Source organism: Streptomyces sp. NPDC050418, from assembly GCF_044458745.1.
Lineage (GTDB): Bacteria > Actinomycetota > Actinomycetes > Streptomycetales > Streptomycetaceae > Streptomyces.
Map to the genome: position 1 here is coordinate 49,705 of NZ_JBITIG010000012.1, position 18,167 is coordinate 67,871.

General features: G+C 71.1%; 22 protein-coding genes and 1 tRNA gene. 13 read left to right on the forward strand and 10 right to left on the reverse strand.

Translation table 11 applies throughout. The features are described from left to right. The first annotated feature begins 72 nt into the window (after positions 1-72). Entirely contained in the window at positions 73-732 is a 660-nt protein-coding gene (locus ACIBI4_RS27240) for an O-methyltransferase (RefSeq protein ID WP_399206703.1), read from the forward strand. A 124-nt stretch (positions 733-856) separates the two neighbouring features. On the opposite strand, the gene ACIBI4_RS27245 is transcribed toward ACIBI4_RS27240, so the two are convergent. From ACIBI4_RS27245 to ACIBI4_RS27260, 4 genes are all read right to left on the reverse strand, one after another. After that, complete coding sequence (locus ACIBI4_RS27245; protein ID WP_399206704.1) at positions 857-1,081, reverse strand: zinc ribbon domain-containing protein; 225 nt, start codon at positions 1,079-1,081, stop codon at positions 857-859. A gap of 112 nt (positions 1,082-1,193) precedes the next feature. Continuing rightward, entirely contained in the window at positions 1,194-1,727 is a 534-nt protein-coding gene (locus tag ACIBI4_RS27250) for a DUF4383 domain-containing protein (protein ID WP_399206705.1), read from the reverse strand. A 131-nt stretch (positions 1,728-1,858) separates the two neighbouring features. Continuing rightward, positions 1,859-3,241 (reverse strand): hypothetical protein, encoded by a 1,383-nt coding sequence (locus ACIBI4_RS27255; protein WP_399206706.1) that lies wholly within the window; start codon positions 3,239-3,241, stop codon positions 1,859-1,861. 115 nt (positions 3,242-3,356) lie between these two features. Next, on the reverse strand, positions 3,357-4,010 hold the full coding sequence (locus tag ACIBI4_RS27260) for a DUF4097 family beta strand repeat-containing protein (protein ID WP_399206707.1): 654 nt from the start codon (positions 4,008-4,010) through the stop codon (positions 3,357-3,359). Positions 4,011-4,298: 288 nt separating this feature from the next. On the opposite strand from ACIBI4_RS27260, the gene ACIBI4_RS27265 reads away from it, so the two are divergent. Together ACIBI4_RS27265 and ACIBI4_RS27270 are read left to right on the forward strand one after the other, a co-directional pair. After that, positions 4,299-4,373: transfer RNA gene (locus tag ACIBI4_RS27265), tRNA-Val, on the forward strand. A 164-nt stretch (positions 4,374-4,537) separates the two neighbouring features. Then, positions 4,538-4,996 (forward strand): GNAT family N-acetyltransferase, encoded by a 459-nt coding sequence (locus tag ACIBI4_RS27270; RefSeq protein ID WP_399206708.1) that lies wholly within the window; start codon positions 4,538-4,540, stop codon positions 4,994-4,996. Here the strand turns inward: ACIBI4_RS27270 and ACIBI4_RS27275 are convergent. Further along, complete coding sequence (locus ACIBI4_RS27275) at positions 4,978-5,121, reverse strand: hypothetical protein (RefSeq protein WP_399206709.1); 144 nt, start codon at positions 5,119-5,121, stop codon at positions 4,978-4,980. The two genes, ACIBI4_RS27270 and ACIBI4_RS27275, sit on opposite strands and share 19 nt — an antisense overlap. Before the next feature lie 75 nt (positions 5,122-5,196). On the opposite strand from ACIBI4_RS27275, the gene ACIBI4_RS27280 reads away from it, so the two are divergent. Then, a complete protein-coding gene (locus ACIBI4_RS27280; protein WP_399206710.1) occupies positions 5,197-5,670 on the forward strand; it encodes a hypothetical protein in 474 nt (157 codons plus the stop codon). Between the two features lie 4 nt (positions 5,671-5,674). Here the strand turns inward: ACIBI4_RS27280 and clpX are convergent, their stop codons facing one another. After that, positions 5,675-6,925: an ATP-dependent Clp protease ATP-binding subunit ClpX gene (gene clpX, locus ACIBI4_RS27285; protein ID WP_399206711.1), complete on the reverse strand. Its 1,251-nt coding sequence runs from the start codon at positions 6,923-6,925 to the stop codon at positions 5,675-5,677. Positions 6,926-7,241: 316 nt separating this feature from the next. Here clpX and ACIBI4_RS27290 point away from each other — a divergent pair, with 316 nt between their 5' ends. From ACIBI4_RS27290 to ACIBI4_RS27305, 4 genes are all read left to right on the forward strand, one after another. Beyond that, the gene (locus tag ACIBI4_RS27290) at positions 7,242-9,263 is read left to right on the forward strand and encodes an FAD-dependent oxidoreductase (RefSeq protein ID WP_399206712.1); all 2,022 of its coding nucleotides are present in this window, start codon (positions 7,242-7,244) and stop codon (positions 9,261-9,263) included. Between the two features lie 10 nt (positions 9,264-9,273). Next, positions 9,274-9,834 carry a PadR family transcriptional regulator gene (locus ACIBI4_RS27295; RefSeq protein WP_399206713.1) on the forward strand — a complete coding sequence of 187 codons (561 nt, stop codon included), beginning with the start codon at positions 9,274-9,276 and terminating at the stop codon, positions 9,832-9,834. A 119-nt stretch (positions 9,835-9,953) separates the two neighbouring features. Further along, complete coding sequence (locus ACIBI4_RS27300) at positions 9,954-10,301, forward strand: hypothetical protein (RefSeq protein WP_399206714.1); 348 nt, start codon at positions 9,954-9,956, stop codon at positions 10,299-10,301. 86 nt (positions 10,302-10,387) lie between these two features. Beyond that, entirely contained in the window at positions 10,388-10,627 is a 240-nt protein-coding gene (locus tag ACIBI4_RS27305) for a DUF2277 domain-containing protein (RefSeq protein ID WP_399206715.1), read from the forward strand. A gap of 75 nt (positions 10,628-10,702) precedes the next feature. Here the strand turns inward: ACIBI4_RS27305 and ACIBI4_RS27310 are convergent, their stop codons facing one another. Continuing rightward, positions 10,703-11,359, reverse strand: a complete 657-nt coding sequence (locus ACIBI4_RS27310; protein WP_399206716.1) for a DedA family protein — start codon at positions 11,357-11,359, stop codon at positions 10,703-10,705. A 256-nt stretch (positions 11,360-11,615) separates the two neighbouring features. On the opposite strand from ACIBI4_RS27310, the gene ACIBI4_RS27315 reads away from it, so the two are divergent. After that, positions 11,616-12,170 (forward strand): superoxide dismutase family protein, encoded by a 555-nt coding sequence (locus tag ACIBI4_RS27315; RefSeq protein WP_399206717.1) that lies wholly within the window; start codon positions 11,616-11,618, stop codon positions 12,168-12,170. Here the strand turns inward: ACIBI4_RS27315 and ACIBI4_RS27320 are convergent. The 3 genes from ACIBI4_RS27320 to ACIBI4_RS27330 all read right to left on the reverse strand — a co-directional run bounded on the left by ACIBI4_RS27320 (position 12,136) and on the right by ACIBI4_RS27330 (position 15,196). Next, positions 12,136-12,615 carry a DoxX family protein gene (locus tag ACIBI4_RS27320; RefSeq protein ID WP_399206718.1) on the reverse strand — a complete coding sequence of 160 codons (480 nt, stop codon included), beginning with the start codon at positions 12,613-12,615 and terminating at the stop codon, positions 12,136-12,138. The genes ACIBI4_RS27315 and ACIBI4_RS27320 overlap by 35 nt on opposite strands. Before the next feature lie 186 nt (positions 12,616-12,801). Beyond that, the gene (locus tag ACIBI4_RS27325) at positions 12,802-14,451 is read right to left on the reverse strand and encodes an alkaline phosphatase D family protein (RefSeq protein WP_399206922.1); all 1,650 of its coding nucleotides are present in this window, start codon (positions 14,449-14,451) and stop codon (positions 12,802-12,804) included. Between the two features lie 97 nt (positions 14,452-14,548). After that, entirely contained in the window at positions 14,549-15,196 is a 648-nt protein-coding gene (locus tag ACIBI4_RS27330) for an HNH endonuclease family protein (RefSeq protein ID WP_399206719.1), read from the reverse strand. Between the two features lie 501 nt (positions 15,197-15,697). Here ACIBI4_RS27330 and ACIBI4_RS27335 point away from each other — a divergent pair. The 4 genes from ACIBI4_RS27335 (at position 15,698) to ACIBI4_RS27350 (ending at position 18,163) form a co-directional block, all read left to right on the forward strand. Beyond that, positions 15,698-16,279, forward strand: coding sequence for a TMEM165/GDT1 family protein (locus ACIBI4_RS27335; protein ID WP_399206720.1), 582 nt, complete (start codon positions 15,698-15,700; stop codon positions 16,277-16,279). A gap of 200 nt (positions 16,280-16,479) precedes the next feature. Then, complete coding sequence (locus ACIBI4_RS27340) at positions 16,480-17,151, forward strand: HAD-IA family hydrolase (RefSeq protein WP_399206721.1); 672 nt, start codon at positions 16,480-16,482, stop codon at positions 17,149-17,151. Between the two features lie 65 nt (positions 17,152-17,216). Continuing rightward, positions 17,217-17,552, forward strand: a complete 336-nt coding sequence (locus ACIBI4_RS27345) for an antibiotic biosynthesis monooxygenase family protein (protein WP_399206723.1) — start codon at positions 17,217-17,219, stop codon at positions 17,550-17,552. A 65-nt stretch (positions 17,553-17,617) separates the two neighbouring features. Continuing rightward, on the forward strand, positions 17,618-18,163 hold the full coding sequence (locus ACIBI4_RS27350) for a GNAT family N-acetyltransferase (RefSeq protein WP_399206724.1): 546 nt from the start codon (positions 17,618-17,620) through the stop codon (positions 18,161-18,163). Positions 18,164-18,167 lie beyond the last annotated feature (4 nt).

An 18,167-nucleotide genomic window follows, 5' to 3' on the forward strand; every position in this document is an offset into this window, starting at 1 on the left:
GCCCGGTACGACGCGGCTCGGCTCGACTCGACTCGACGAATGCTGCGATCGGCTCAACAGGAGGGAGACTCAATGGCGAGCGGCAGGCGCACACCACTCACGGATGAGCTTCATGCGTACATGCTGGAGCACAACCCCGCGCCGGATCCGGTCCAGCGCGAACTGATCGAGGTGACCCGCGCGAGGTTCCCGGACGTCGCGGGCAAGCAAGTGGCCTGGGAACAAGGGCCATTGCTGGCGTTCCTCGTGCGGCTCACGGGAGCGCGCCAGGTCGTGGAGGTCGGCACGTTCACCGGCCTGTCCTCGCTGTCGATGGCGCAGGCGCTGCCCTCCGACGGAGCGCTGATCACCTGTGACGTCTCCGAGGAGTGGACGGCGTACGCACGGCGGGCGTGGGAGGAGGCAGGTGTCGCCGACCTGATCGATCTGAGGATCGCTCCGGCCACCGAGACCCTCGCCGGCCTGCCGAAGGAGCCGCACATCGACCTGGCGTTCCTCGACGCCGACAAGGAGAACTACATCGCCTACTGGGAGGAGTTGGTGCCGAGGATGAGACCGGGCGGGCTGCTCGTGGTCGACAACGTGTTCATGCGCGGCAGGGTGACCGACCCGCGGCCGGAAGGCGCCGCGGCGGCGATCAAGGAGTTCAACGAGGTGGTGCGGGCGGATGACCGTGTGGAGAGCGTGATGCTGACCGTGGCGGATGGTGTGACGCTGGCGCGGCGGCTGTGAGGTAGCGCTATCACCGGGGGTGGACGGCCGGTGCTACCGGCACCTCGCCGGTGCCGGACGGCCGGTGCCTACGCCCTCGCCAGCTCCGATGGCCCTCCCGGGCCGACGGCGCCTCCGCCCCTTGTCAACCGCAGCAACCCCCGCCACAGCAGCCGCCACCGCCACCGCCACCGGAGCCTCCGGCCGGAGCGGGCGCCGAGGACGTGCCGCCGACGGCGACCGTGGACAGCAGTTTGACGGTGTCCGTGTGACCGGCGGGGCAGTCGGCGGGTGCGGAGGACTCGGACATGGGGCGGCTGACCTCGAAGGTGTCGCCGCAGGTCCGGCAGCGGAAATCGTAGCGGGGCATGCGAACAGATTAGTGGGCCGGCGCCGCGAGCAGCAGGGGCGTCACTCGTCCCGGCGGCCCGCGACGATCACCACTGTGAACCGACCGATCAACCGACCGATCAACCGACCGATCAGTGGGCCGCAGCCCGCTCCTCGCGTGCGGCCTGCTCCGGGTGGCGCGACTTCCAGTACGGGTTGTCGTGCGGCAGCGTCGCGCTGACCCGTCCGTACATGCCGAAGAACATCAGCATCACGCCGACGACGAAGCTGAACAGCACATTCTGGATCTTGAACGCGAGGAAGTTGAGACCCGTTTCGAGCAGAGCGAGATTGATGAACCCACTGGCGATGAAGGCAACACCCAGCACCATATTGAGGGTTGAGGCGAAATTGCCACCGATCACCATGCCCGCGAGGAGGAGCAGCCCCACGCAGATCGAGAGCACGCTCAGCGCGCCGTTCGTGTTGAGCCCGAGCACACGGTCGCCGCCCGTGTCGAAGAAGCCGATCTTGTCGATCAGGCCGAGGATGCCGAAGGCGAGCAGCAGCAGACCGGTCAGCCCCGCGCCGATCCGGTAGACCTTGCTCAGCCGGTGGTCGACGGGCAGGTGCTCGTCGAGGGTGATGCGCCGCCGGGATCCGGGGCGAAGTACATGCGTGGCCATGTCCGCCTCCCTGTGGTCGTGGAGGTCGTGCAGGCGTACGTGGTGTTTTGGCGCGTACGTACTTCCAGCATCCGCCCGAGGAGACGCAATGTCACGCGGGCGGCCTCCCGGCACGTGAGGGGGACCGTGGCTCAGCCTGCCCCGGCCCCGCGTTCCTCGCGGATCTGCGCGACCACGCGGGCGACGGTGTTCCGTACCGACTCCGTCTCCGTGAGGAAACGCCAGTAGTCGGGGTGGCGGCCCTCCAGGTCGGCGATGGCGCGGTCGAGGCGGGCCACCGACTCGTCCAGCGGGCGGGCGTGCCGGGGGTCGGCGGTGTTGCGTCCGGCCATCGCGAGCCGCTGTGCGTCCCGGATCGCGAACCGGGTCCGCTGGATCTCCTGCTCGGGATCCTTGGACACGGCGTTCAGCCTGGTCAGACGGTCACCGGCAGCGGAAACGGCCTCATCGGTCGCGTTGAGCAACGCACGCACCGTGCCCAGCAGCGCCGTCGCGTCCGGCCAGCGCTGCTCGTCGCGTGCCTTGCGGGCGTCGGCCAGCTTGGTCTCGGCCTGCCGTACGTTCTCGGCGGCCTGGGCGGGCACGGCCTGCAGGTCCTGCCAGCAGTTCGTGGTGAAGCGGCGGCGCAGCTCGCTGAGGATCGGTTCGACCTGCGTGGACCGGGTGGTCAGCGCCTGCGCCCGGGTGCGCAGCGAGACGAGCCGGCGGTCGATCTCGGCCGCACGCTCCGGCAGCCGCTCGGCCTCCGCGCGCACGGCCTCGCCGTCGCGCGCCACGCGCTCGGCGCGGTGCAGGGTGTCCGCGACGCCGTGGCGTCCGGCGCCCTGGTTCAGCTTGGTCAGCTCCGGGCCGAGCGCCGCGAGCCGCGCCGCGAGATCGTCGGCCTTCAGACCGGAGGCCCGTACGGAATCCAGTGCCGTACTGGCCGCGAGCAGTGTCTGACGGGCCCGCTCGACCGCCGGGGCGAGCCGTGCGAGCTGGGTCTCGGCCTTGTCGAGCAGCGGGCCGAGGCCCTGCGTGAAACGGTCGAGATCCTGCTTCGCCCGGGTCAGCTCGTCCTTGGCCTTGGTGAGCTCGGTGCGGGCGCGCGCCGCGGTCGACGCCTCCAGATCGTCCCGGTCGAGGTCATGCGCGTCGACCGCCTCGATGTAGCGGTGGCTGACCTCGTCGATCCGCTGCCCGAGCGCAGCGAACTCCTCCACCGCGCGGCGGGCCGCCGGCGAGGTGTCGACCGCCGTGATCGTCTCTATCGAGATCCGCAGATCCCGCTGCGCGCTGTCCAGCTCATAGAACGCGGCGGCCGCCGCGTCCTTCGCGGCCTGGGCGTCGGCCCGCTGGCTCTCGCCGCGTCCGCCGAACCACCGCCGCGTACCGCCCCCGGCGAACGCCGCAGGCAGCATCGCCGCGAACAACGGCAGCGGCAGCAAGGCGAGAGCGAGCACATCGCGGACACCACCCGCGGACCTTCGCGGACGGGCAACTTCCGTGTAAGGCCGCGATGGTGTCGCCGTCACATCCCACTCCCGTGCTGTCATCCGCCTTGCCCGATGGCCATTCTCCCACCGGTTAAGGACGAACACACGGCTCGTTTAGTTCGCGCTTATGGCCATGGCCGGGCAAAGATCCCTCTCACGCGGGGTACACGCGCACTCGGCCGTCCTGACTGACCGCGGACACGACATGCGGACTCGACGCGTCCTGATCGACGTCCACGTCGACGGAACCGTCCTCCGCCTCGGCCTTCACCTTGTACGCGGCCTCAGGAAGGGCGATGTCCACCGCGCCGTCCTTGCTCGTCACGTCCACCCGGTCGGGCACCGCGCCGAGGGTGAGGCGCACCCGCCCGTCCTGCGCCTGGGCCCGGATGTCCCTCGACGTGCCGCCGACCACCTCGAGCGCCCCGTCCCGGCTCTCCAGGTCGAGCGCGCCGGACGCTCCCCTGACCACGACCTTCCCGTCCTCCGACCGGACCTTCATCGCAGTCTTGAAGCCAGAGGCGTCCACCCGGCCGTCCTGGCTCCTGATGCTTACGGCGACGTTCCTCGGCACCTCGATCCGGTGCTTCGTCTCGCACGAGGCGATCACGCCGTCACAGTCGGTCCGCAGCACGAGCCGCTTCCCGTCCACCATCTCCCAGCTGACCTTCGGCTCACTGCCGACGACGGTGCTCCCGTCGAACCACCGAGTGACCCGCACCTCGTCGCCGTCACCGACGACGACATCCAGCGCGGAGTCCTCCGAATCCACGGTCAACTCCCGCCCCTGCAAGGCGAACCCGCGCACCTCGGGATCCTTGTCCTCCCCCACGTCGGAACAACCGGTCACTGCCACCGCCAACACCGCCGTACCGGCAGCCGCAAAACCCGCCATCCTCCGGCGCCCCAGGCTCCGTACACTCATCGCCATCTCCCCCTTTGGGCGGTACGGCCACTGCGCCGCGCTCACCTCAGACGCTAGAAGCGCCCGCCCCCGAAGAGGATCCGGCCGACTCCCGGATCCGGGGTGGGGATAACCCCCGGATACGGGTTTGCGGGGCACCGCCCCGGGCAAGGTAGGCTGTCGATCGCTCCCGGGCGCGTAGCTCAGCGGTAGAGCGCCGCCCTTACAAGGCGGATGTCGGCGGTTCGAAACCGTCCGCGCCCACCAGTACCAAGGCCCTCGCCGATCATGGCGAGGGCCTTTGTCATCTGACCGGGGTGTCGAGGCGGGGATGGTCCGTCGTGGCTGCCTCGATCCAGGACGGCGCGGGAAGGTTGCTTCCCGCCGCTAATCGGATGCTTCGGCCGGCTCACCCTTCTAGCCTCGCGTCCATGACTGAACTCGCGTTCGTACCGAATGACTTCGACGTCCCGCGTGTCCTGGAGACCCCACGGTTCCGTCTGGAGCCGTTGGGTCCCCAGCACAACGAGGCGGATCACGCAGCCTGGAGCAGCAGTATTGAGCACGTTCGGGCTACGCCCGGCTATCCGGACGGGAGTTGGCCGCCTGTTGGCGGGATGAGTGCCGAGGCGAATCTGGCCGATCTGGAGCGGCATGCCGAGGACTTTCGGCGGCGGCGTGGGTTCACGTACACCGTGCTCGAGGTCGGGAGCGGGGATGTCGTCGGGTGTGTGTATGTGTATCCGTCCGATCGAGGCCGTGATGCGGACGTCTCGTCGTGGGTGCGGGCGGATCGGGCTGAATGGGATGGGGTGTTGTACGAAGCCGTAAAGGGGTGGTTGGCGGAGGTCTGGCCGTTCGGGACGGTGGATTACGCCGAGCGGTCGTAGCGGTCGTAGCGGTCGTAGCGGTCGTAGCGGTCGTAGCGGGCGGAGCGGACAGGGCGGACGGAGGGTGGCCGTGGCCGTTCCTTCTGTTCGTCCCGCTCAGCAGTCATGATGGCGGCGGCGATCACCCGCACTCCGCGGTGATCAGGCGTGAGGGGGGTCTCGGGACCATGAGGAACGTACGGCGGGATGTGCGGAGAGCCGTGGCTGCGGTGGCGGTGCTGGGGGCCGCGCTCGTCGGGTGTGCCGTGGGTGGGGATGACACCGCCGGTGAGCCGGTCGCCTCCGTGGCGCCTGCCGCGGCCGGGGAGGAGCCCGGGGTCGTGCAGCCCGAGGAGCCCGAATCCGAAGCGCCCTCGCCCGGTCCCGAGAAGGTGCGGGACGCGTTCGCCGGGCTGCAGGCCACGCTCGACGACACGTGTACGCCCGGGGCGGGCAACTGCGCGTACTACCTGGGGCGGGTCCATGACGAACTCTTGCGCGTCGAGCGGGCGATGCGGCACGACCCCAAGGGTGCCGGTCACTTCTCGGAACCGCTGGCCTGGATCAAGTCGCTCCGCGCGACTCTCGGCGGCGACACGTCGACCGGCAATCTTGAGGCTCATATGGATGAGCTGACCGACGTGCGGGACCGGATCAACGTCTGGATGCAGGACCACCCCGACGACTACCGGTAGGCGGCTACGCCGACTGTTCGTCCCAGCCCTGTGCCGGCCGCGGGATCAACGTCGGGTTGACGTGGTCGAGGACCGTCTCGCGGGTGATGACGACGCGGGCCACGTCGTCGCGGCTCGGTACCTCGTACATCACGTTCAGGAGGACCTCTTCGAGGACGCTGCGGGCCGCGCGGGCTCCCGTGCGGCGCAGCAGTGCCTGGTCGGCGATCGCGGCGACGGCCTCGTCGGTGAACTCCAGCTCCACGCCGTCGAGTTCGAAGAGCTTCTGGTACTGCTTGACCAGTGCGTTGCGCGGCTCGGTGAGGATACGGATCAGGGCCGTACGGTCCAGGGCCCGTACCGTGGTCGTGAGCGGGAGGCGGCCGACGAACTCGGGGATCAGACCGTATTCGCGCAGGTCCGCGGCCGTGACGTCGCTCAGCGGCTCGGGTGCGTGCAGCGGCGTCGGGCCGAAGCCGATCGTCCGGTGGGACGCGCGGCGCTCGACGATCTCCTCCAGGCCGGCGAACGCGCCGCCCACGATGAACAGGACCTGGGTGGTGTCGAGCTGGATGAACTCCTGGCCCGGGTGCTTGCGGCCGCCCTGCGGCGGGATCGAGGCGACGGTCCCTTCGAGGATCTTCAGGAGCGCCTGCTGGACGCCCTCGCCCGAGACGTCACGCGTCACGGACGGGCCCTCGCTCTTGCGCGCGACCTTGTCGATCTCGTCGATGTAGATGATCCCGCGCTGGGCGCGCTCGATGTCGTGGTCCGCCGCCTGCACCAGCTTGAGCAGGATGTTCTCCACGTCCTCGCCGACATAGCCCGCCTCGGTGAGCGCCGTGGCGTCGGCGATGGCGAACGGGACGTCGAGGATCCGGGCGAGCGTCTGGACGAGGTAGGTCTTGCCGCAGCCGGTCGGCCCGACCAGGAGCACGTTGGACTTGCCGAGCTCCACGTCGGTGTCGGCGGACGCGCTGTTGCGCAGCCGCTTGTAGTGGTTGTGCACGGCGACCGCGAGGGTGCGCTTGGCCTGTTCCTGCCCGATGACATAGCGCTCGAGATGCTCGAAGATCTCGCGCGGCGTGGGCAGTTCGACGGGCGTCCCGTCGGCCGTCTCGACCAGGTCCTCGGCGATGAGCTCGTTGCAGAGCCCCACGCACTCGTCGCAGATGCAGATCCCGCCCGGGCCCGCGATCAGCTTGCGGACCGATTTCTGGCTCTTCCCGCAGAACGTGCAGGTCAACAAGGAGCCGCTGTCACCGGCACGTGCCACTCGGATTCGTCTCCCTCGACCCCTCGATGCGGATGCTCGCATGTCACACGACGTCAGCATCTGAAGCACCCATGGGGACGGTAACGCGAGCGGAGCGCCGACGGCAACGTACCCGGCGAATCAGGCCAGATGGCGACGGCGGCCGGGGCGGTCGTGGTGCATGCGCGGCCGCCGGGTGTGACGCACCCCCCACAGCGGCCCCCTCCCGCTTTGTGCAACCAGTTGCATAATGAGTGACGGCCGCCTTCCCCGGCCACCCCCGGCCACCTTGCCGGCACCCTGCCGACCGTCCCGCCGTCGCCCGAGGAGCTCACGGATGAGTGCCTACCCCCACCTCATGACCCCCCTTGACCTGGGATTCCTCACGCTTCCCAACCGGGTCGTGATGGGTTCGATGCACGTCGGTCTGGAAGAGGCCGAGCGCGGTTTCGAGCGGATGGCCGCGTTCTACGCCGAGCGCGCCCGCGGCGGCGCCGGTCTGATCGTCACCGGCGGCATCGCGCCCAACGAGGCGGGCCGCCCGTGGGAGGGCGGGGCGAAGCTCACCACCGAGGAGGAGGCCGAGGAGCACCGCGTGGTCACGGAGGCCGTGCACCGCGAGGGTGGCCGGATCGCGCTGCAGATCCTGCACTTCGGCCGGTACGCGTACCACCAGGACCTCGTCGCGCCGAGCGCGGTGCAGGCCCCCATCTCGCCGTACGTGCCGCACGAGCTGACCGACGACGAGATCGAGCGGACCATCGAGGACTTCGTGCGCACCGCCGTGCTCGCGAAGAAGGCCGGCTACGACGGTGTCGAGATCATGGGCTCCGAGGGTTACCTCATCAACGAGTTCATCGCCGCGCAGACCAACCACCGCACCGACCGCTGGGGCGGCTCGTACGAGAACCGGACGCGGCTGCCCCTGGAGATCGTGCGCCGGACGCGCGCGCGGCTCGGCAAGGACTTCCTGATCGTCTACCGCCTGTCCATGCTCGACCTCGTGCCCGGCGGCTCCTCGCTCGACGAGGTCATCGCGCTCGCCCGGCAGATCGAGGCGGCCGGCGCCAACATCCTCAACACCGGCATCGGCTGGCACGAGGCGCGCATCCCGACCATCGCCACGACCGTGCCGCGCGGCGCCTTCGCCTGGGTGACGAAGAAGGTGATGGGCGCGGTGGAGATCCCGCTCGTCACCAGCAACCGCATCAACACCCCCGAGGTGGCCGAGCAGTTGCTCGCCGACGGGCATGCCGACCTGGTGTCCCTGGCCCGGCCCTTCCTCGCCGACCCGGAGTTCGTGGCGAAGGCCGCCGAGGGCCGCGCCGAGACCATCAACACCTGCATCGGCTGCAACCAGGCCTGCCTCGACCACACCTTCAGCGGTCAGATCACCTCCTGCCTGGTCAACCCGCGCGCCTGCCACGAGACCGAGCTGGTTCTCGGGCCGGTCCGCCGCGCCAAGCACGTCGCCGTCGTCGGCGCCGGTCCCGCCGGTCTCGCCTGCGCGGTCTCCGCCGCCGAACGCGGCCACCAGGTCACCCTCTTCGACGCCGCCGAGGAGATCGGCGGCCAGCTGAACGTGGCCCGAAAGGTCCCCGGCAAGCAGGAGTTCGACGAGACGATCCGCTACTTCCGCGTCCAGCTCCAGGAGCGCGGTGTGGACGTCAAGCTGGGCGTCCGGGTCGAGGCCGCCGATCTCGCCGACGGGCCGTACGACGAGATCGTCATCGCCACCGGTGTCGAGCCGCGCACGCCCGCCATCGAGGGCGTCGGCCACCCGCGCGTGGTCAGCTACCTCGAGGTGCTCGCGGGCGGCGCCGAAGTGGGCGAGAAGGTCGCGATCATCGGCGCCGGCGGCATCGGCTTCGACGTCGCGGAGTACCTCACCGACGGCGGTGAGGGTGCGAGCGAGGACCCGGCCGTGTACTTCCGGCAGTGGGGCGTCGACATGGAGTACCGCACGCGCGGCGGGCTCGACGAGCCGCGCCGTCCGCGGCCGCCGCGCCAGGTGCATCTGCTGCAGCGCAAGGCCAGCAAGGTCGGCGCCGGGCTCGGCAAGACGACCGGCTGGATCCACCGCGCCGAGCTCAAGCACCGGGGCGTGACCATGGTCGCGGGCGTCGGCTACGACCGTATCGACGACGCGGGCCTGCACATCACCGTCGACGGGCAGAGCTCGGTGCTCGACGTCGACACCGTGGTGCTGTGCTCCGGCCAGGAGCCGCGCCGCGCGCTGTACGACGCGCTGCTCGCGGCCGGTGCGAACGTGCACGTGATCGGCGGCGCCGACGTCGCCGCCGAGCTCGACGCCAAGCGGGCCATCAAGCAGGGCACCGAACTCGCCGCCGCGCTGTGACGGGCCGCTGATGTCCCTGCCGCACGCGATCCTGACGGCCCTCCTGGAGAAGCCCTCCTCCGGCCTGGAGCTGACCCGCCGCTTCGACAGGTCGATCGGCTACTTCTGGTCGGCCACGCACCAGCAGATCTACCGCGAGCTGGGGCGCCTGGAGAAGTCCGGGCTGATCAGGACGCTGCCCGCGCAAGGGCCCTCGCGCGGTTCGAAGAAGGAGTACGAGGTGCTGGCGGCGGGCCGCGATGAGCTCGCCGCCTGGGTGGCGCGCCCCGAGGACCCGCGCCCCATCCGCGACCCGCTGCTGCTGCGGGTCCGGGCGGCGGGCGTGGTCGGCGTCGAGGGCCTCACCGAGGAACTGCGCCGCCACCTCGCCCTGCACCGCCGCCAGTTGACGGAGTACGAGGCGATCGAGGCGCGGGACTTCGGGGCGGGGGCGGCCGGGGAGCCGGCGGGTGCGGAGGCATCCGCGGGCGACCCGCTCCAGCACTTGGTGCTACGGGGCGGGATCGACCTGGAGACGTTCTGGGTGGCCTGGCTGGAGCGGGCACTGGGGGAGCTGGAGCGGGGCGGGTGAGGTCGGTGGCCCGCACCCAGGGCGACCGCCGCGCAGGGCGTACGCGCCGGGAACACACGTTCGCGTGAAGTCGGCGATTTCGCTCGCCCTCGAAAATCGAACAGACGTAGCATTGTCGTGTGGTTGTGACTCCTGAGTTCCCGAGTGACCTCCTGGCCGGCCAGGAGGAGCTGCATCAGATCAGGTCCGAGCTTCTGGCCCTGCTGAAGCGGCTGCCGTGGTCCGTCGTGCCGCTCGACGGCTTCAGCGACACCGGCGGCTGGCGCAGCGTCGAGCGTCCCGCCTCGCCCGGCTGGTCCGATGACGAGCAGGCGGAGGTGGAGAAGCTGCGCGAGCGTGAGCGCGAGCTCGCCGTGTTCGTGAGCGGCCACCGGTATTGGCGGGAGGTCGCCAGGCCCGATGTGGTCGAGGCCCGCATGCTGCTGAAGCACGCGCACGAGCTGCCGGAGCAGCGTCCCGGCGGCTGAGGCGAGGGCTGCGCCGCCTTCGCGCGAGGGCGGTCCCTGGCCTGATTCCGCCCGCGTGGCGAGCGCCCGCGCGCCACACTGGAGGCATGTGCCGCAGCATCAAGACCCTTCGCCCGCCGATCCTCGAGCACGATGCCACCGAGGAGGACATCCGCGCCGCCGCGCTCCAGTACGTACGGAAGATCTCCGGCTTCCGCGCCCCCGCCGCCCATAACGCCGAGGCGTTCGACCGCGCCGTGGACGCGGTCGCGGACGCCACGCGCGAGCTGCTTCAGGACTTGGTCGTCCGCGGGGCGGGGGGTGCGAAGAGCAAGGGGGCTGCCTGAGCCGCCTGACCTTGCGCCGCCGTCACGCCGCCTGAGCTCGCACCGCCGTCACGCCGCCTGGCCCGGCAGCGCCCGTCACGCCGCCGTATCCGCCACCGGCACCTGAACCGGCGCCGGTCGCCGCATCCAGTACGCGGCCCCGGCGCCCGCGCCGAACAGCGCCGCGACCGATACCGCCGTCGCGATCCAGTTCGCGCCCAGCAGCTGGCCGCCGAAGTAGCCGAGGCCCACGCTGTACGAGGCCCAGGCGACGCCCGCAAGCGCCGACCACGGCAGGAACTCGCGGACCCGCCGGTGCGCCGCACCCGCGCCGAACGAGACGACGGACCGCCCCGCCGGAGCGAACCGCGCGAGGACGACCAGCGCGCCGCCACCCCGTGCCAGCGCGGCGCCGAGACGTTCCTGCGCGGAGGCGAGGCGGCGGGAGCGGGCCAGGGCGCGGTCCCAGCGCGCGCCGCCGCGCCAGGCGAGCCGGTACGCGGCGAGATCGCCGAGCACCGAGGCGGTCGCCGCGCACAGCGCGAGCAGCAGCAGATCGGGGACGTCGCCGACGACCCGGGTCGCGGTCGCCGAACCGGCCGCCGCACCCGAGCCCGCCGCGGCCGCGGTCGCCGCGGTGATCACCAGGAAACCGCTCGGCAGCACCGGCAGGAAGACGTCGAAGAGGATCGAGACGGCCACGATGGCGTAGATCCACGGGCTCCCGGTCAGGGCGCTCACACTGTCCAGCACGAGACCCTCCCGGTCGGTGGTATCGCGCCGCTCGGGCGCCGCTGACGTGCCCGTCCGCAGAAACCGGACCCGGGGCAGCATCAACAGCCATACAGCGTACGCATGGTGCGTTCCGGGACATCCACGGGGGTGCGGGCGGCCGTCACCGGCCGTTCACCCGGCTGCCGTGCCCGGTGCGGCGCGCGGCCGCGCAGTCCCGTACGAACGAGGGGAGAGCCCGCGTCCGGTGGGCGGCAGGAGTACGGGAGAGACGGCGATGGTGACAGGAATGGCGGTGGCGGGCCTGACGGCCGTGCTGCTCGCGGCGAACGGCGGCACGGCGGCCGCGGATTGCGACGGAACGCGCGCGCAGGGCACCTTCGCCCCGCCCGGCGCGACGGTCCCGTCCGACGCGAAGACCTACGACATGGAGCTGGTCCCCGCGGGCGCCCGGATCGAGGTGCGTCAGCACACCGGGAAGCACGGCACCGTGGTGAAGCTGCGGGTCGGGGGACTCAAGGCGGACTACGCGTACGGGGCGCATGTGCACCAGAAGCCCTGCGGCACCGATCCGGCGGCGGCGGGCGGGCACTACCAGAACGAGGTCGACCCGGTGCAGCCCTCGAAGGACCCCAGGTACCTCAACGCCGAGAACGAGATCTGGCTCGACTTCACCACCGACAAGGCAGGGAACGGCGAAGCGGCCGCGCGCCACGGCTGGAACTTCCGCCCGGGCGGGGCCGCTTCGGTGGTGCTGCACCGCGAACAGGGCGGTGCGGGCGACCGGTTGGCCTGTTTCACGGTGCCGTTCGCACCGCGTCCTCCCGCTTGACGGACTCCCGCGCCGCGGACTGCTCCACCTCCTCGCGCACCCGCGCACCGCGCGAGAACAGCCGGTCGAGGCCGAGCGCCCCGGAGCCGGTGAAGATCAGCAGGAAGAACGCCCAGCAGAACAGGGCGGAGGACTCGCCGCCGTTCTGCAGCGGCCAGAGCGCCTCGGGCTGGTGGACCTTGAAGTACGCGTACGCCATCGAGCCCGAGGCGAGCAGCGCGGCCGGGCGCGTGGCCAGGCCGATCAGGACCAGGCCGCCGCAGACGAGCTGGATGACGGCCGCGTACCACGACGGCCAGGTCCCGATCTCGGGCGCGCTGCCGCCCATCGGGCCGCCGAGCACACCGAAGAGGGTGGCGGCGCCGTGGCACGCGAAGAGCAGTCCGACGACGATGCGGAACAGAGCGATGGCATAGGGCTGGGCGCTGTCGAGACGTCCAGTCATGGGGGGACTCCTTCACTTCGGGACCGGTCCGGGACGTGGACCGGCGTCGGTTCGGGGACGGAACCGACTGGGGGAGCCTCAGGTTAGGTAAGCCTTAGCGTGCTTGCAAGTTCAACATTCGGACACCGGCGGGAATCCGCCCACCCGCCCCAAACCCCCGCATTTGTCGCCCCTTCGCACCGTCCTTCACGCCGTGAGCTGCGTGTCCTCCACCGTCTCCAGGCGCGCGGTCCCGCCCTTCACACGCTGTGCCTGATCGAGCCGCAGCCGCGCGGAGCGGCCGCGCAGCGTCAGCGTCATCAGCTGGTTCCCGAACCAGGGCCCGCCCGTGCGGCGCCACTTGACGGCGTACGGGACCAGCCGGCCGTGCCGCGCGAAGCGGCGCCCGAGCGCGCGGCCCGCCTTGCTCCAGCCGAAGCGGAAGCCCCACTTGACCGAGCGGTGGATGGAGTTGTGCACGGGCGAGCAGGTCAGCTGCAGCACCCGCGCGTCCGGCGCGTGCTCCCCGTTCGGCCAGCTCGGCTCCGCGGCGTACGCGTGGTGCACGTCCCCGGACAGCACGCACACCGTCGCCGGCGCCTCCGGTCCCGTACCCGCCTCGGCGATCAGCTCGGTGAGCGCGGCGAACGAGCGCGGGAACGCCGCCCAGTGCTCCAGATCGCTGCGCCGCCGCAGATCCTCTGCGAACCGGGCCCAGCGCGGCCCGCGTTCACCGCGCGCGAGCGCCGCGTTCCACCCCTCGGCCTCGTGGATCAGATGCGGGAGCAGCCACGGCAGCGAGGTGCCGATGAGCAGGTGGTCGCTCGACTCCGGTGCGTCCAGGGCCTGTTCGCGCAGCCAGGCCGCCTCGCCCGCGTCGAGCATCGCCCGTTCGGACTCCTCCAGGACCCGCGCGCCGCGGGTGTCCACCATCAGCAGCCGCACCCGCCCGAAGTCCCGCCGGTAGCTCCAGCGCGTGCACGCCGGATCCTGGTCCGCCTCGGCGGCGAAGGCACGCAGCGCGTCCGTGCCGTCGGGGGTCGCGCGCACCGACGCGTACAACGCGTCGGACGCGAGCTCGGACGGCTTGAGATTGCCCAGGTGCTGATAGACCCAGTACGACATGAGGCCGCTGAGGATCCGCTCGTTCCACCACGGTGTGGCCCGCATCTCGGCGAGCCAGGACGCGCTGGTGTTCCAGTCGTCGATCACGTCGTGGTCGTCGAAGATCATGCAGCTCGGCACGGTCGAGAGCAGCCAGCGCACCTCCGGGTCGAGCCACGACTCGTAATACAGGTGCGTGTACTCCTCGTAGTCCGCGACCTGCGCGCCCGGCGGCTCCCGCAGATCGCGCCGGGCCGCGAGCCAGCTCTTGGTGGCCTTGGACGTCATGTCCGCGTACACCTGGTCGCCGAGCAGCAGCAGGACATCCGGCCGTACGCGCTCGGGGTGCTCCGCGAGCTTGGCGGCGAGGGTGTCCAGGGCGTCGGGCCCCACCGGATCGTGCTCACTCGCGGGCGGCGCGGCCCAGCGGCAGGAGCCGAAGGAGACCCGCAGCTCCTGGTCGCCGCCCTCCGCGAGGGTGTGGATCGTGGAGGGCGGGAACGGGGAGTCGGGCAGCGGCCAGACCTGCCGTCCGTCCAGGAACACCTCGTACGACGTGTCGCTGTCCGGGGTCAGACCGGTCACCGGGATCAGCGCATAGTGGTGACCGGCCACCTGGAACGTGTGCTCCCGGCCTCCGGCGCCGTCGGCGCAGCGCACCTCGGCCGTGCAGGGGCGGTCGGTCTCCACCCAAATCGTCGCCGCCGCCTCGTCGACATAGCGCAGCAGCGGGCCCAGGCGCAGCCGGGTCATCGTGATCACTTCCCTCCGTCGCCCGTACGGTACGGAACGACGGAGGGTCACGGGGAGGTTCCCGCGTAAAGATTCGGCAGCCGCCGAGGGCCGCCCGTCAGCAGCCGCTGAGAGCCGACTGCAGGGCGCTCTTCTCGGCCGAGTCCACGCTCATGCCGTAGTGGTGCTTCACGTCCACCCACATCCGCACGTACATGCAGGTGTACGCGGTGCGCGGCGGCAGCCACTCCGCCGGGTCCTGGTCGCCCTTGGACTGGTTGACGTTGTCGGTGACGGCGATCAGCTGCGGCTGGGACAGATCGTTCGCGAAGCTCTGGCGCCGCGCGGTCGTCCAGCTGCTCGCGCCCGAGCGCCAGGCCTCGGCGAGCGGGACGACATGGTCGATGTCGACGTCGGACGCGGCGCTCCAGGTGGCGCCGTCGTACGGGGAGTACCAACTGCCGGACGTCGCCGCGCAGCTGGAGTCCTGCTGAACATTGCTGCCGTCGCGCTCGAGGACGACCTCGCGGGTGTTGCAGGCGCCGGACTGGGTGATCCAGTGCGGGAACTTGTCGCGGCTGTAGCCGGTGGACGAGCCCTCGGCCTTCACCGTCAGCTGACCCAGGTAGCTGCGGGCGGTCGAGGCGCTGATGGGGGTGGGGGGTGCGGCCTGGGCGGGCGGGCCGGTGAGCAGGCTCACAGCGGCCGCCGCGGCGGTGAGGGCGGCGAGGGCCCCGGCTCGTTGACGCGCGTAGACACCGGACATGCGAACTCCCTTGATGTGGGGGGACGGTGAGCACTCCCGCTCGGTGCGAGCGCGCTCATGTTGCTGGCGCCGTATTGCGTGGAGGTGTGCGCCGGGTGACAGGGTCGCGTCAACCTGATGAGCGGACAAGGGGGTGCGCACCATCGCCATCTCCCGGACGTGACAAGGGAGTTGGGAGGGGATGAAGGGGTTTGCAGTGATACGGGACGGTCGGGCGGCCGGGACCCAAGGCCCTGACGCGCCCGCACGGAGGTCGCGTAGCATGGAGGGCGCAGAAGGGGAGTAGCTCTTCGCCGGACCGTCGACATACTGCTCAGCCGTCTTCACCGACTGGCTGGGCCGGCGCCCGGAGCGGACCGCGCAAGCGGACCGCCAGCGAGACCTTCGGCTACGCAGTGCCCAGGTGTGCCCTCGCCCAGAAGGGGCCGCACCTCAGCGCGCTGCCGTGCCGAGGTGTCCGCAGCAGCTCTCGGTGGGGCAGCCCCGACCGATTGAGGAATTTTGATCAGCTTCAGCGTGATGGCGCTCGTCTTCGGCGTCGTCTTCCTGGCCGAACTGCCCGACAAGACCGCCCTCGCCGGTCTCGTCCTCGGTACCCGCTACCGCGCCTCGTACGTCTTCGCCGGGGTCGCCGCGGCCTTCGCCGTGCATGTCGCGCTGGCCATCGCGGCCGGCTCGGTCCTCACCCTGCTTCCGAGCCGTCTCGTGCAGGCCCTCACCGGTGTGCTGTTCCTCGCGGGCGCGGTGATGCTCCTGATGAAGAAGCCGGACGGTGAGGAAGAGGTCCGCAAGCCCGAGGACCAGTCCTTCTGGAAGGTGTCCGGGGCCGGCTTCATGCTCATCCTGGTCGCCGAGTTCGGTGATCTGACGCAGATCATGACGGCCAACCTCGCCGCGAAGTACGACGACCCGCTGTCGGTCGGCCTGGGTGCGGTGCTCGCGCTCTGGTCCGTCGCGGCGATCGGCATCATCGGCGGAAAGGCCCTGCTCAAGCGGGTTCCGCTGGCGCTGATCACCAAGATCGCGGCGATGGCGATGCTCGCGCTCGCGGGCTTCAGCCTGTACGAGGCCATCGCGCCGTAAGGCTGCTCGTACGGCCTCAAGGCTGCCCGTACGGCCTCTGTGCGCGGGTGCTGTTTGAGCGGCCTGTCCGGAATCGGGCAGGCCGCTGGCGTAGGTCCACACCTGTTTTGTAAGCTGTAGAAACAAAGTGGTTCCGTCCGCACTCCCTGACCGGCGGGCGGAACCGCTCTGTCTCCCGCCCCTACCTCTGGAGAGCGCAGATGACGGCCACCGAGGCCCCCACCGTGCTGACCGCCCGCGCCCTGCTCCTCGACATGGACGGCACGATCGTCAACTCCGACGCGGTGGTGGAGCGGTGCTGGCGTCGCTTCGCCGACAAGCACGGCCTGGACTTCGAGAAGGTCATCTCCGTCGTCCACGGCCGCCAGGGCTACGCCTCGATGGCGGTCCTGCTGCCCGAGCGGCCCATGGAGGAGAACTACGCGGAGAACCGCGAGATGCTCGCCGCCGAGACCGCCGACGTCGAGGGCGTGGTCCCCGTCGGCGGCGCCCCCGCCTTCATGGCGGCGCTCGCGGAGCTGCCGCACGCCCTCGTGACCTCGGCCGACGTGGCGCTCGCCACCGCCCGGATGAACGCGGCCGCGCTGCCCATGCCCGCCCACCGGATCACCGCCGAGTCCGTCTCGGCCAGCAAGCCCGACCCCGAGGGCTTCCTCAAGGGTGCCGGGCTGCTCGGCGTCGACCCGGCCGACTGCATCGTCTTCGAGGACTCCGGCGCCGGGATCGCGGCGGGCAAGGCGGCCGGGATGCGCGTCGTCGGCGTCGGACCGCGCGCCGCGCAGTACGAGCCGACCGTGCACGTCATGGACCTCGACGAGCTCAAGGTCGTCGCGGGCGCGGACGGCTCGGTCGAGCTGCACCTCAAGGGCTGACGTCCCGCGCCCGAAGACGGGCCCTGCCGGGGCTCGTTTTGTACGGCTGCGCGAAGATGGACCGCATGAGCATCGTGAAGATCAACGCACTGCAAGTGCCGGCCGAACAGCGCGAGACCCTGGAGAAGCGGTTCGCGTCGCGTGCCGGGGCCGTGGAGAGCTCCGACGGGTTCGAGTGGTTCGAGCTGCTCAAGCCGCTCGAAGGCACCGACCAGTACCTCGTCTACACGCGCTGGCGCAGCGAGGCCGACTTCCAGGCGTGGATGGAAGGCCCCATGAAGGCGGCGCACCAGGGCGGGGCGGGCGCCGGCGAGGGCGGCGAGCGGCCCAAGCCCGCGGCGACCGGCTCGCAGGTGTGGACCTTCGAGGTCGTCCAGCAGGCGGGACCCAAGCCGGCCTGACAGCGGCACGCGGTGGGCGCGGCCGCCCGTTAATGCGATGCGAGCCGCGCCGCCCGCGCGCCAGGATGCGGGACGTGACCGCACAGACCGGATCGACCGCACCGACCGCACCCTGGACCATCGCCCCCGAACCGCTCGGCTCCGCCGTCGAGCAGGCCCTGTGGCGGGCGTACTACACCGAGGTCAGCGACCGCTGGTACCTCAAGGAGAGCGGGCGCCGGACCGACCCGGACGAGCTGGAGCGCGGCATCGCCGCCGAGACCGGCGAAGGGCTGCGGCCGCCGGACGGCGTACTGCTCGTGGCCCGGTTCGAGGGCGAGCCCGCCGGGATGGTGGGCGTACGGCGGCTCGATCCGACGACCTGCGAGCTCAAGCGGGTCTTCCTGCTGCCGGCCGCGCGCGGCCAGGGCGGCAGCGCGCTGCTCATGGCAGCCGCCGAGGAGGCCGCCCGCGCCCGCGGCGCCCGCCGCCTCGTCCTCGACACCCGCCTCGACCTGATCGAGGCGCGCATGCTGTACGTGAGGTGGGGGTTCGCGGAGATCCCGCCCTACAACTCCGGGCCGTACCAGGAGATCTGGTACGGGAAGGAGCTGGCCGCGCCCGGCGCGTGAGGCG

Excerpts from the sequence above, each read along its gene's own strand:
- ACIBI4_RS27240 (WP_399206703.1), top strand. The coding sequence starts at position 73 with ATGGCGAGCGGCAGGCGCACACCACTCACGGATGAGCTTCATGCGTAC.
- ACIBI4_RS27245 (WP_399206704.1), bottom strand. The coding sequence starts at position 1,081 with ATGCCCCGCTACGATTTCCGCTGCCGGACCTGCGGCGACACCTTCGAG.
- ACIBI4_RS27250 (WP_399206705.1), bottom strand. The coding sequence starts at position 1,727 with ATGGCCACGCATGTACTTCGCCCCGGATCCCGGCGGCGCATCACCCTC.
- ACIBI4_RS27270 (WP_399206708.1), top strand. The coding sequence starts at position 4,538 with ATGACTGAACTCGCGTTCGTACCGAATGACTTCGACGTCCCGCGTGTC.
- ACIBI4_RS27290 (WP_399206712.1), top strand. The coding sequence starts at position 7,242 with ATGAGTGCCTACCCCCACCTCATGACCCCCCTTGACCTGGGATTCCTC.
- ACIBI4_RS27295 (WP_399206713.1), top strand. The coding sequence starts at position 9,274 with ATGTCCCTGCCGCACGCGATCCTGACGGCCCTCCTGGAGAAGCCCTCC.
- ACIBI4_RS27305 (WP_399206715.1), top strand. The coding sequence starts at position 10,388 with ATGTGCCGCAGCATCAAGACCCTTCGCCCGCCGATCCTCGAGCACGAT.
- ACIBI4_RS27315 (WP_399206717.1), top strand. The coding sequence starts at position 11,616 with ATGGTGACAGGAATGGCGGTGGCGGGCCTGACGGCCGTGCTGCTCGCG.
- ACIBI4_RS27320 (WP_399206718.1), bottom strand. The coding sequence starts at position 12,615 with ATGACTGGACGTCTCGACAGCGCCCAGCCCTATGCCATCGCTCTGTTC.
- ACIBI4_RS27325 (WP_399206922.1), bottom strand. The coding sequence starts at position 14,451 with ATGACCCGGCTGCGCCTGGGCCCGCTGCTGCGCTATGTCGACGAGGCG.
- ACIBI4_RS27330 (WP_399206719.1), bottom strand. The coding sequence starts at position 15,196 with ATGTCCGGTGTCTACGCGCGTCAACGAGCCGGGGCCCTCGCCGCCCTC.
- ACIBI4_RS27340 (WP_399206721.1), top strand. The coding sequence starts at position 16,480 with ATGACGGCCACCGAGGCCCCCACCGTGCTGACCGCCCGCGCCCTGCTC.
- ACIBI4_RS27345 (WP_399206723.1), top strand. The coding sequence starts at position 17,217 with ATGAGCATCGTGAAGATCAACGCACTGCAAGTGCCGGCCGAACAGCGC.
- ACIBI4_RS27350 (WP_399206724.1), top strand. The coding sequence starts at position 17,618 with ATGCGGGACGTGACCGCACAGACCGGATCGACCGCACCGACCGCACCC.